Below are 12,540 nucleotides of genomic sequence, written 5' to 3'. Positions count from 1 at the left end.
GAGGTTGCGCTAGGCTGCACGGCAGGACTTCAGTTTCGAGGACGTTCGCGTCATGCCGCAGTCGTTAGCCACGCGTTACCCCCTGGTGCTGGTGCCCGGCATGCTCGGGTTTGTGCGCCTCGGGTTCTTCCCGTATTGGTACGGCATTGTTCCGACCTTGCGCGCGGGCGGGGCGCAGGTGTTCCCGGTGCAGGTGGCGCCGCTGGACTCCAGCGAAGTGCGCGGCGAGCAGTTGCTGGTGCAGATCGAACGTATTCGCCGTGAGACCGGCTTGGATAAGGTCAACCTGATCGGCCATAGCCAAGGCTCGCTGACCGCGCGTTATGCAGCGGCCAAGCGCCCGGAATGGGTGGCGTCGGTGACCTCGGTGGCCGGGCCCAACCATGGTTCCGAGCTGGCAGACCATATCCACCGCCATTACCCGGCCGACGGCGCCAAGGGCCGGATCATGAGCGCGCTGTTTCATCTGGTCGCCTGGGTGATGGGCGTGCTGGAAACCGGCTATCGCGGGCCGCGCTTCAAGCCGGACTTGCAGGCATCGCACCATTCCCTGACCAGTGAAGGGGTGGCCCTGTTCAATCGCCAGTATCCCCAAGGCTTGCCCGAGACGTGGGGCGGGCAGGGCGCGGAGGTGGTCAACGGCGTGCGCTATTACTCGTGGTCCGGCACGTTGCAGCCGGGTATCACCGACCGTGGTCGCAACCTGTTCGACGGTACCAATCGCAGCTGTCGCTTGTTCGCCCGCAGCTTTGTGCGGGAAAAGGGCCAGTGCGACGGCATGGTCGGGCGCTACAGCTCGCACCTGGGCACGGTAATCGGCGATGACTTTGCCCTGGACCACTTTGATATCGTCAACCAGTCACTGGGGCTGGTGGGCAAGGGCGCCGAGCCGATCCGATTGTTTGTGGAGCATGCCCGGCGCTTGAAAGCCGCGGGTGTTTAAGCCCGGCGGCGCACCGGCGTGGTCCAGCGCTCCGACAAGATCACCCCGCCCAGGGTCAGCAAACCACCCACCAGGTGATACATCGCCAACTCCTCCTTCAGCACCACCGCCGCAATCAACGCAGTAATCAACGGCAGCAGGTTGAAAAACAGCGTGGTACGACTTGGCCCCAAGGTCTTCACCGAATGCATCCACGCCAATGGCGCGAGCATCGATGCCAGCAAGCAGGCGTACAGCACCAGCGGGATATTCGCCCAGCCAAGGCCGGCTTTGGCCGAGAACAGGAACAGCGGAAACAACACCAGCACGGCCACCAGTATCTGCAAATACAGCAACACCAGCGGCGGCAGGCGCAGCTGCCATTTTTTCAGCAGTGTGCTGTAGACCGCGTAGGCCAATGTGGCGACCAGCATCATGGCGTCGCCCAGGTTGACGCCATGCTGCAACAGCGCGCCCAGGCTGCCGGACGACACCACCACGACCACGCCGGCAAACGACAGCACCGCGCCGGTGAGCGCGCCGAAGGTCAGGCGCTGGCCGAGGCTGATGATCGCCGCCGTCAGCGCCATCAATGGCATCAGCGACAGGATGATGCCCATGTTGGTGGCGGTGGTCAGGGACGCGGCGTAATACGCCAGGCTTTGGTATACGGCCATGCCCAGCACGCCGAGGATGACGATCTTGCCCAGGTTCGGGCGAATCTGCGCCCAATGGGCGATCACTGGCTTAAGCATAAATGGCGTGAACAGCAGCGCCGCCAGCAGCCAGCGGTAAAAGCCGATCTCCGACGGGAAGATCGCACCCACGGCCAGTTTGTTGACCACGGTGTTGCCGGCCCAGATAAAAATGGCCAGCAGGGGATACGCGTATTGCATCGAAAGAAACCAAGTGTGTTGATGAAGCGGGATTATCCATTGTCTGGATCGAAGCCTATACTTCGATCCAGACAAATCACCTTTGCATCCAGACAATATGGCCAGACATACCGTACGCCTTGCGGATTTTCGCAGCCTGCCGAGCCCGGTGTACTTCCGGTATTCCGACTTCGCCCCCGACACCGAATGCACGCCGCATAAGCATTTCTGGGGATCGCTGGATTACTCCGCCAGCGGTGTGATGCGCATGGAAGTGGCGTGCAACCGGTTTATGTCGCCGCCGCAGTACGCGGTGTGGATCCCACCCAATACTGAGCACAGTTCCTACAACGCCCAGGCGATTGTCTATCACTCCGTGGGCCTGGCCCCCGCGCTCTGCGAGCAACTGCCGCCCCAGCCTTGCACCCTGGCCATCAGCGATATTCTCAAGGCGATCCTGCGCGACTTCGCCCGGCGTGATGTGAATATCCCGCACACCGAAGCCGACATCCGCCTGGCCCAGGTACTGGTGGATCAACTACGGCAGGCACCGATCCACGACGGTTTCCTGCCTTACGCCCGCCCCTCAGGGTTGCTCGGCGTACTGGAAGGCATGCAGGCCGACCCTGGCGACAACCGCCCGCTGGCGCAATGGGCTGAGCAGGTGCACGTGAGCGAACGCACCCTGGCGCGCCAGTTTGTGCGCGAGTTGGGCATGAGCTTCGGTGAATGGCGCCAGCGCCTGCGCTACCTCGCGGCCATTGAAGCCCTCGACAGCGAGCGCAGCGTGCAACAGGTGGCGTTCGACCTCGGCTACAGCACAGCCTCGGCATTTATCGCGATGTTCCAGCGCCACGCCGGCTGTACGCCGGAGCAGTATCGCCGGACGAATATTCGCCGTGGATGAAGATGTAACAGGCTTTGACTACACTGCGCATAGGCCGCGCCCCTCGGCGTGGTAACCGGGAGAAAACTCCATGAAGATGCTGCGTATTCCGTTGTTGATGATGGGCCTGTTGCTGTGTTCCCAAGGCTTTGCCGCCACCGCCCAGCAAAACAAGATGACCACCTGCAATGCCGAAGCCACCACCAAGACGCTCAAGGGCGACGACCGCAAGGCCTTCATGAAAACCTGCCTGTCGGCCCCGGCTGCCAATGACGCCAAGACCCTGACGCCGCAGCAGCAGAAGATGAAGGATTGCAATGCGTCGGCGAAAACCAAAGCGCTGACCGGCGATGCGCGCAAGACGTTCATGAGCACCTGCCTCAAAGGTTGATCACGATTTCGCAGGCGCCGACGATCAAATGTGGGAGCCCCTCCCACACTTGATCGCATTCACCACCTATCCACTCGCTTGATTCCTTCAAGGCTGGCAGACTGCCCATCCTTTAACGCCGTTCGTTTTGAGGCTGTATGCCAACGTTTTCTCAGCGTCATGTGTTGTTGCTGGCCAGCTACATCATCATCTTCGGCGGATTGCTCCTCGTATTGCCGCTGAAATTGCTGCCCAGCTTGCTGGCCGGCCTGTTGGTCTATGAACTGGTCAACATGCTCACCCCCCAACTGCAACGGCTGATCGAAGGCCGCCGCGCCCGCTGGCTGGCGGTGGCGTTGCTTGGCACCCTGATCGTCAGCGTGCTGGCCCTGATCTTCGCCGGCGCCATCAGCTTCCTGCTCCACGAAGCAGAAAACCCCGGAGCGTCCCTCGACAAATTCATGGGCGTGGTCGACCGCGCACGCGGCCAACTGCCGCCGTTCCTCGACGCCTACCTGCCGGCCAGCGCCGCCGAATTTCGCGTGGCCATCGGCGAGTGGCTGAGCAAGCACCTGAGCGAACTGCAACTGGTCGGCAAGGACGCCGCGCACATGTTCGTCACCCTGCTGATCGGCATGGTGCTCGGCGCGATCATCGCCCTGCAGCGCGTGCCCGACCTGACCAAACGCAAACCCCTGGCCGCTGCACTGTTCGACCGCCTGCACCTGCTGGTCCAGGCCTTTCGCAACATCGTCTTCGCCCAGATCAAGATCGCTGCGCTCAACACCGCCTTCACCGCCGTGTTCCTCGCCGTGGTGCTGCCGCTGTGCGGCATTCACCTGCCGCTGACCAAAACCCTGATCGTACTGACCTTCCTGCTCGGCCTGTTGCCAGTGATCGGCAACCTGATGTCCAACACCCTGATCACCATCGTCGCGCTGTCGCTGTCGATCTGGGTGGCGGTGGCGGCGTTGGGCTATCTGATCGTGATCCACAAGGTCGAGTACTTCCTCAACGCGCGGATCGTCGGTGGGCAAATCAGCGCCAAATCGTGGGAATTGCTGCTGGCGATGCTGGTGTTCGAAGCCGCATTCGGGCTGCCGGGCGTGGTGGCGGGGCCGATTTACTATGCGTACCTGAAGAGTGAGCTGAAGCTCGGCGGGATGGTCTGATGTAACTGTGGGAGGGGGCTTGCCCCTCCCACATTGGATTTGCAGCATCAGTGAAATCAGGTCCTATCAGATGCCGTAGCGCTTGCTCGCCTCAATCGCCAACCCGCTACCAATGCTGCCAAAGATATTCCCTTCTACATGCCGCGCATTCGGCAGCATCGCCGAGATGCTGTGGCGCAGGGCCGGGATGCCGCTGGAACCGCCGGTGAAGAACACCGTGTCGACCTGCGCTACATCCACCGAAGCATCGGTCAGCAACTGAGTCACGCTGTTACGCACGCGCTCCAGCAGCCCGTCGATGGCCGACTCGAACAGTGCGCGGCTCAGGTCCACGCTCAACCCAGGCTCAACCCGATCCAGCGCCACGTGGCGGCTGTCTTCATGGGTGAGTTGGATCTTGGTCTCTTCCACTTCCATGGCCAGCCAGTGCCCGGCGCGCTGTTCGATCAGCTTGAACAGGCGGTCGATGCCGCCGGTGTCTTCGATGTCGTAGCGCATGCTGCCCAGGGCCAGCTGGGATTTTTGTGAGTACACCGAGTTGATGGTGTGCCAGGTGGCCAGGTTCATGTGGTGGCTGGTAGGCATGTAGGCACCGCTTTTCATGCGGCTGCCGTAGCCGAACAGCGGCATCATGCCGGCCAGCGAGAGCTGTTTGTCGAAGTCGGTACCGCCGATGTGCACGCCGCCGGTGGCGAGGATGTCGTCCTGGCGGTTGTCGTTGTGGCGGCGGTCCGGGGAAAGGCGTACCAGCGAGAAGTCGGACGTACCACCGCCGATGTCGACGATCAGTACCAGCTCTTCTTTCTCGATGGTGGACTCATAGTCGAAGGCCGCGGCGATCGGTTCGTATTGGAAGGAAATATCCTTGAAACCGATTTTGCGCGCCACGTCGACCAGGGTGTTTTCCGCTTCCTGGTCGGCCATCGGGTCGTCATCGACAAAAAACACCGGGCGGCCCAGCACCACTTCTTCGAACTCGCGGCCGGCGGTGGCTTCGGCGCGGCTCTTGAGCTGGCCGATAAACAGCGCCAGCAGGTCGGTAAACGGCATCGCCGTGCCCAATACGCTGGTGTCGTGCTTGATCAGCTTGGAACCCAGCAGGCTCTTGAGCGAGCGCATCAGGCGGCCTTCGTAGTTCTCCAGGTATTCGTGCAGCGCCAGGCGACCGTACACCGGGCGGCGCTCCTCGAAGTTGAAAAAGACCACTGACGGCAGGGTGATCTTGTCGTCCTCCAGCGCGATCAGCGTCTCCTCGCCGGGGCGGATCCAGCCGACGGTGGAGTTGGACGTGCCGAAGTCGATGCCGCAGGCACGGGCTGGGGATGCGTTTTTCATGTCTCACAGGTTCCGGGCAAAAAACGGCCGCGCAGTGTATGCCACTGGCGCTCGGATGCGTAGACCGGTGATCCGTAAATCCACCGGCATTCGCGCTACATAGCTACGTCTTGAACCTGCCGGGGTTTGGCTAGGCTGCGGTTTTACCGCTCACGGATGAACCGCTATGCCTGATGCAACCTTTACCGCCGACCTGCGCGGCGTGCACTACGACTTCCTCAAACAACGCGTGCCAAGCTGGTTCCTGGATGGCACGACCCAGCGCCAGGAAGAGCTGGGCCAGCACGAGATGGACATTCCGTCCTGGTACCTGGCCGCGACTCACCAAGACAAAACCACCCTGGCCGAGCAGCACACACGTTTTCGCGAAACCCTCAATTCAATCGAAGAGCATCTTGGCCAGATCGACGACATCCTGGCGTTCGCCGAGCAGCCGCTCAAGGACGCAATCAAAAAGCAGTTCAACCTGGAGTTGGATGTACGCAATGTGTTCCTCGTGCGCAAATACGCCTACAAAGGTGCTCGCGACGATTTCTACGGGGCCTTTGTGCTTGAGCAGCAAAATGACCCCAGCCTGACTTACACCTACCGTGGTACATCCCTGCTGGAAGCGGCCCTGGCCAATTTCGAGGCCGATGAAGAACAGCCATCGCCGTGCAACGATTGCCAACTCATTACCCGCTGGAATCCCGATAACCCCCACATCATTGCGACATTCGCCGCCGTCAGTGCCCACGCGGTGGCGATCAAGCCCCATGAATTTGCCAAGCTGTGCCGCTCCCTGGACCTCGGCGCGCAATACCAGAAGCACATCAAGGCGGTGGTCGAACCCGACGCCGCCCAAGAGCGCGAGGCGCTGGAGCAATTGCTTGAGGAACATCAACGCCAGCAACTGGCGCTGAGCATCGAGATCGCCCGGTTGCAGTTAAACGGCGCGTTGAGCGCCGATGCCTACCAGATGCTCAAACAGGTGGTGGCCGGTTCCGGCACGCCGAAGCTGACGGGCAAGCCGGTCACCTACGCCGCGCTCAAGGTACTGGACAGTGTGCTGGTGGGGCCGCTGCTGATCGGGCCCGACCGTGAACGTTCGGACCGTACCGAGCGCCTGGTGGTTTACATACCCGGCGATCCGCAACAGCCGGTCAAGGAGTACGCATCGAGTGGCGAGTTCATGGTCGACCTGCGTATGCGTTTGCACAGCGCATCCTATCGACGCTTTTTCAGCCGCTTTGTGCCAGTGCGCGAGCAAGGCGGTTTTTTCGCTCGTTTCAACCGGTTGTACCAGCCCGCCGATAATGGCAACGGCGGGACGGATTATCCGCTGCGTACGCCGTTGGTGCATTTGCCCATGGACAGCTTCCTGCTCAGTGGTGACCTCTGGCAGCTCAGTCGCCAGGCACATATCAGCAAGATCTTGAGTGATGCGCGGGCCGTGGCCGTACCTACCGAGGACGAGGGCCGTAAGGCGCGGCTGGAGCGTCTGGAAAGCTTTTTCGACGCCGCTGTCAGCGTGTTCAACCTGGCGGCCTTCGTGGTGCCAGGGTTGGGGCCGATCATGTTGGCCGTGGGCGCGTCGCAGATGTGCTACGAAGTCTTTGAAGGGATAGAGGCCTATGGGCAAGGCGAGCCGCGGCAAATGTGGGCGCATTTTGCGTCGGTGGCGTTGAACGTGGCGTTTATTGCCACCGGCGCCAAGGTGTTGCCAGCCGTTAAATGGCAAAGCGCGGTGGAGCATCTCAAACCTGTGACGATGCCGTCCGGCAAGCAGGTGCTGTGGAACCCTGACCTGGCGCCCTACGAATCGCCTGTCAAACCGGCGCCCGAGGCCAAGGCCAGCGCGCTGGGCCTGTACGAGCATGACGGGCAGCAACTGGTGGCATTCGAGGACGCCCATTATCAGGTCAAGCAAGACCCCCTCACCGGCGATTACCGCATCCAGCACCCGACCCGCTCCGGCGCTTATACCCCAGAGCTGGAGCACAACCACAACGGGGTGTGGAGCCATGAGCTGGAAGAACCGCTGACCTGGGATGAACCGACCTTGCTCAAGCGCCTGGGGCTTGGCGATCAGGCGGACCCGCTGCGCATCAGCGGTGTCGACACCGACGTGCTGCGCCAGGCCGCAGTCCATCATGAGCCATTGCCGTGGTTGCTGGAAGACACGCTCAAACGCTTCGAACTGCACCAGCAGCTCACCACCTTTGCCGAGCGCATCAGAAGCAGCGATCCCTTGGTGTACTCGAAAGCCGAACCCAAGCTGCAATTTGACCTGCTTCAACGCCGCGGCCTGTTGCCTGACAACGTGGCGCTGAAAGTCATCGGCCCCCGGGGCGAGGTGCTCTGGGAGACACCCGATGCCCCGGCTTCAGCCAGCAAGCGCGTGATGGTGGTGACCGAAAGCGCCATGGCCCGGGGCGGTTTGCTACGGGAGTTGTTGTATACGTTGCAGGGTGTCGACCCGCTGCTCGAGGCGTTTCCCGGCAGCCCCGAGGAGTCGCTGGAGGTGCGCGCCGGCAAGCTGCGCCACTATCTCGGCGATGCCGTTGACAGCCTCAAGGGGCCGTTGCTGGAGCAACGCTACCAAGCGCTGAACCCGGCGGCCGATGCCGATGTACAACGTCTGCTGGATACCTACCCGGCCTTGCCCACACCGGTCGCTGAGCGTGTGCTGCAACAGGCGACGACCGATCAGTTGCAGGCCTTTCGCAGCACCCGTCGCTTGCCCGAGCCCCTGGCCACGCAAGCCCGATGGTGTGCCCAGGAAACCCGGGTGGCCCGTGCCTACGAAGGGTTGCACCTGGACACCCAGGCGCACCTCGATAGCCAGCGCCTGGCCTTGCGCACCCTGGAAACCCTGCCGGGCTGGCACCGCGGTTCGCGCATCGAGCTGCGTCAGTATTCGGCTGAAGGCACGGTGCTGGATGCCATCGGCTCGCCTGACTTTGCGCATAAACGCACACTGGTGCTGCTGGAAAGCGGCGACTTCCAAGCCTCCATGCCCGGCGATTTCTACAGCGCTATCTGGGAACAATTGGCGCTCGCTGAACGCCAGCGCCTGGGCTTGAGCAGTGCCGTTGAGCTCAAGCAGGCGATCCAACGCAGCCCGTTACCGCGAGAACCGTTGCGCACGGTGCTGGAGGAGAATCCGTTGCGCAAGCCTGACTACGACCCGATGGCCAGGCTGTTGGGCGGCGCGCCTGGGGTGCGCCAGTTGTTAAGGACGGCGGGGAATGTGCTTCGCTTCCCGGCGGAGCGGGTACGGCGGTTGTTTCCGACCTTCAGCGACGAGCAGGTCACGGCGTTCATTGAATCGCTGGGTGAAGACGTGCGGGGCGAGTTGAGCCGCCGTGAGTTGGAGTACCGCACCCTGAAGAAAACCTTGAAGGTCTGGGCGCAAGCAAGAGGGCCGCAGGCCCTGAACCCTCATAGCGTTGAGTGGCGTGTGAGCGAAGAGATCAAACGCTGCTGGCGCCGTGAGACCGGGAGCCAGTTGCACATTCGCGTGCCCAGGGACAGCTTCTATCGGGTGGATATACCCGCCATAAAAGCAGGCTTCGACCATGTCCGGGAATTGGTGTTGTCGAATGTTACATGGGGGGGGAGATTCCACTGCGTTGTTCCTCGAAAACTTTACCGAGTTGAACAGCTTGAGCATCACCGGGGCCGAAATGACCGAGCTGCCTGCGGTGATTGGCGACATGAAGCAGCTCACGTCGTTGAAGCTGAACGCCAATGGCTTGCAGTTGACCGAACACAGCGCTGGACTGTTAAGCGATCTCAATGCGCTGCAAGTGCTCGACCTTTCGAGTAACCCATTGGGCGTAACGCCAGACTTCAGTGGCATGCCCCATTTGAGAGAGCTGAATCTGTATTGGACGCGCATCGAGCGTTGGCCCTCGGGGTTGAGAGAACAGGCCGGGCTGGAGCGTCTCGACCTGCGTCAAAACCGTCTGCAACAGGTACCGCAGGACAACCTGGTGCCGCCCGCGGATCAAGTGGAAACCGTGGTACGGATCAACAATGTCACCTTGCTCGAGAATAATCGCTTCCCCCCCGATTACTGGAAAACCTTCGATAAGTACTGGCAGGACCTGGCCCGGTCTCGACCCGACCTGTTGCAAGGGGCACTGGAGGGCGCTTTCGACAGTAAAAATCCGCGTATCGATAAGGTGCAGTACATGTACCCCGAGTACTCCGTGCAGAAGGCCAGGGCGCTTATCTGGTCCTGGGGTGAAGGGGCCGAGGCGCAGCTGAACCGCCTCTGGCAAGAGCATTCTGTGCTGCTCAAGCAGTTGAACGAATGGGTATTTTCAGGCGGTGGTGAGCGCCAGCGCTATGTGCGTGTCGGCGAGCGTGCCAATGACGCAGGGTCTTTGCGTGATCGCCGCCAGGCCTGGGACCGCATCTTGCGCTGCTGGAGGCAAGAAACACCGCAACAGCTCACCAATGATGGCGAACCTTTCGGCCTGGAGTTGAACCTCAGTGATCTGAACCTGCCGAGCCTGCCTGACCTGGACGCGGATTTCAGCCATGTGGGTTCGCTCAACCTGAGCAATATGAACCTTCGAACCTCGCCGGAAGGGTTCCTCGCGCGTTTTCGCGGGGTGCGCTGGCTCGACTTGTCGAATAACCAGTTGCGTGAGCTACCGCCAGCGGTCGGGCAGATGCATGGCTTGACCCGCTTGTCCCTGCAAAACAACCGGATCCGCCTGACTGCCGACTCGGCGGCGATACTCTCGTCACGCATCAGCGCCTACGGCGACCGGCTCACCGCCACCGAGCGAACAGCCAATCGATTGCTCGCCAGCGTGACGAGTGCGGTGGATGGCTCGGTGGTGTTGCATGGCGCGGATGCTCCGTTTCGGCGCTGGTCCACGGGCTTTTCCACTGAGCAGTTGGCGCAGCGCCGGCTCCAGTGGTCCACCCTGCGTGCGTTGCCGGGTTCGGACGGCTTCTTTGAAGTGCTCCGGGACCTGGAAATAGCGCCTGCCGGGCGTGAGGACTTGCAGCGCCGGATCTGGGAGGTGATCGATGGCATCACGCAAAACAGCAATGAGTCCGAGCAGTTGCGCAAGGAGATGTTCGAGTGGGCGGGGCGGGCGGCCTGCTGTGACCGCGCGGCCTTGACCTTCAGCAACCTGGAGATCCTGCTGACGACCTACAACGCCAAGGCACTTGCCTTGGACTCGACCCAGGGTGCGGCCCTGCTGAAGCTGTCCAAGGGGCTGTTCCGTCTCGATGAGCTGGAAAAGATCGCCTTGGAGGATATCGACCAGCGCAGGGCCGCGATCAACGTGCGTGAAGGCTTGACCCCCGCCCAACGAGAGAGCGCATTGAGGGCCGTGGAAGAGGTGGAGGTGCGCATGGCGTATCGTCATGGGCTCAAGGATCGCCTTGAATTGCCCGGCCAACCGCAGCAGGCCCGGTTTGTCCAGTTCGGCAATGTGAGCCAGGCCATGCTTGATGCGGCCTGCCAACGGGTGCTCAGCCTGGATAACTCCTCCCAGGAGTTGCAAGCCATGCTCGCCAGAGACTTCTGGAAAGACTATGTGGCGAATAAATACCGTACGCAGTTTGAAGCACAGAACGAACCCCATCACGAACAAATGGAAGCCTTGCAGCGCGACTTCGATGCCGGGACGCTGCCCCGTGCAACCTACGACACCAAGGTCAAGGCATTGCAGGCGCAGTTCGAGATTGAGGAAGCACAATTGATCGAACGCTTGAGCCGCGATGAAGTGGTGCAGGCGCTGGTGCCGACAGCGAGCCTTGAAGTGTTGGTGGACAGCGATGGCAACGGCTTGCAACTGTCCCAGGCACAAGCCGTCGACTTCAATGGCAAGCGCTACTTCGTGGCAAGCATGCCCGATGCGGGTGATGGCGAGCATTACGTGTTATGGGTACAAGCGGCGGATAACCCCTTGCGGTTGACCAGCAGCACAATCGTCGCCAAGCCTGACGTCAATGGTGTGTGGCGGCGTCGAGGCCTGGCGGGCGGAATGGTGCAGCCGGGGTCTGACGATGAGTTTGTCGACGCGTCGGAATCCATGCCGGTCAAGCCCTATACAGCGGCAGAACTCAGTTACATGCGCCGGGAAGTGCACTTTGCGGCCAACCCTAATCCGGTCGGCAGTTACATCCGCGCCAACAACGGCAAGTACCCACTCAGGGATTACCAGGGCAGGCCGATCCGTATCCGAACCCTGCAGAGGCAAGTGGCCTTGGAATCCGACACGCAATACACCTCCGCGCAGGTCAAACCCTACATCCAGTTCGAAGGGTATGAGCACGTCGGTGCACGCTATGAAGCGCAACTGCAACTGCGCACGTTCACGGCGCAGGATGTGAAAGTGCCTGGTGAAAAGGCGTTGATCGGCCAGTCCATGGTGGTGGCCAACCGGCGTATCGCCAAAGGGGAAATCGTCGGTGTATACGGCGGCACCGTACTGCCGTCGGGGATCTTCGGCCAGGGCGGCCAGACCTACACCATGAAGGTGGGCAGCCAGAGGGTCGCCGAGGGTAACGTGTTGAAGGAGGTGCCGATTCATTTGTCGGGGGACAATATTCTGTCGCGAATAAACACCCACTTTGAATATGACGAAAACGGCAAGCCGCTGCGCCACGCGCCAGGTGGGTATAACGTCGAGACAGTGGGGTTTGATGTTGAGGCCGACATGTGGCTGGGCGTGGGGCCAGGGGCGCAGATAAAGCGCAAGCCGTTCATCCTCAACACCCTTTTTGCCACTGAAGATATCGCCGCGGGCACCGAACTGCGAATGGACTACCAATACACCGAGGGGATGATAAAAAGGCTGTTCGCTTGATCCTACTCAGGTCGGTAACCCGTCCGTCGTCGTAAATAGCGGTATTGCATCTTGAAAGGCCGCGTTTTGCCCCAATCTTGTGGGCATATCCAGGCGGTACACAGCCATTGCATTGAACCTGTGTGCCGCCGCTCAACTTATGACGCGCCCTGACAT

General features: G+C 61.2%; 8 protein-coding genes. 6 read left to right on the top strand and 2 right to left on the bottom strand.

The features are described from left to right. Positions 1-52 precede the first annotated feature (52 nt). The gene (locus AOA60_RS06110; protein ID WP_099583638.1) at positions 53-943 is read left to right on the top strand and encodes a triacylglycerol lipase; all 891 of its coding nucleotides are present in this window, start codon (positions 53-55) and stop codon (positions 941-943) included. Here AOA60_RS06110 and AOA60_RS06105 read toward each other — a convergent pair. Beyond that, positions 940-1,818: a DMT family transporter gene (locus AOA60_RS06105; RefSeq protein WP_099583637.1), complete on the bottom strand. Its 879-nt coding sequence runs from the start codon at positions 1,816-1,818 to the stop codon at positions 940-942. The genes AOA60_RS06110 and AOA60_RS06105 overlap by 4 nt on opposite strands. A 97-nt stretch (positions 1,819-1,915) precedes the next feature. Between AOA60_RS06105 and AOA60_RS06100 the strand changes: the two genes are divergently transcribed. The 3 genes from AOA60_RS06100 (at position 1,916) to AOA60_RS06090 (ending at position 4,225) form a co-directional block, all read left to right on the top strand. After that, complete coding sequence (locus AOA60_RS06100) at positions 1,916-2,704, top strand: helix-turn-helix transcriptional regulator (protein WP_099583636.1); 789 nt, start codon at positions 1,916-1,918, stop codon at positions 2,702-2,704. Between the two features lie 70 nt (positions 2,705-2,774). Then, the gene (locus AOA60_RS06095) at positions 2,775-3,074 is read left to right on the top strand and encodes a PsiF family protein (RefSeq protein WP_005784310.1); all 300 of its coding nucleotides are present in this window, start codon (positions 2,775-2,777) and stop codon (positions 3,072-3,074) included. Positions 3,075-3,211: 137 nt separating this feature from the next. After that, positions 3,212-4,225 carry an AI-2E family transporter gene (locus AOA60_RS06090; protein ID WP_049710256.1) on the top strand — a complete coding sequence of 338 codons (1,014 nt, stop codon included), beginning with the start codon at positions 3,212-3,214 and terminating at the stop codon, positions 4,223-4,225. Positions 4,226-4,291: 66 nt separating this feature from the next. On the opposite strand, the gene AOA60_RS06085 is transcribed toward AOA60_RS06090, so the two are convergent. Beyond that, a complete protein-coding gene (locus tag AOA60_RS06085) occupies positions 4,292-5,560 on the bottom strand; it encodes an Hsp70 family protein (protein ID WP_099583635.1) in 1,269 nt (422 codons plus the stop codon). A 166-nt stretch (positions 5,561-5,726) separates the two neighbouring features. On the opposite strand from AOA60_RS06085, the gene AOA60_RS33825 reads away from it, so the two are divergent. Together AOA60_RS33825 and AOA60_RS33820 are read left to right on the top strand one after the other, a co-directional pair. After that, entirely contained in the window at positions 5,727-9,371 is a 3,645-nt protein-coding gene (locus tag AOA60_RS33825) for a DUF6543 domain-containing protein (RefSeq protein WP_256592803.1), read from the top strand. Further along, positions 9,259-12,384, top strand: coding sequence for an NEL-type E3 ubiquitin ligase domain-containing protein (locus tag AOA60_RS33820; RefSeq protein ID WP_256592807.1), 3,126 nt, complete (start codon positions 9,259-9,261; stop codon positions 12,382-12,384). The genes AOA60_RS33825 and AOA60_RS33820 overlap by 113 nt, the downstream gene beginning before the upstream one ends. Positions 12,385-12,540 lie beyond the last annotated feature (156 nt).

The sequence above is a fragment of the Pseudomonas sp. 2822-17 genome (genome assembly GCF_002742485.1).
In the GTDB taxonomy this organism is placed as follows: Bacteria; Pseudomonadota; Gammaproteobacteria; order Pseudomonadales; family Pseudomonadaceae; genus Aquipseudomonas; species Aquipseudomonas cyclaminis.
The sequence above is the reverse complement of the archived record's forward strand: the minus strand, read 5'-3'. Positions and strand labels throughout refer to the sequence as shown.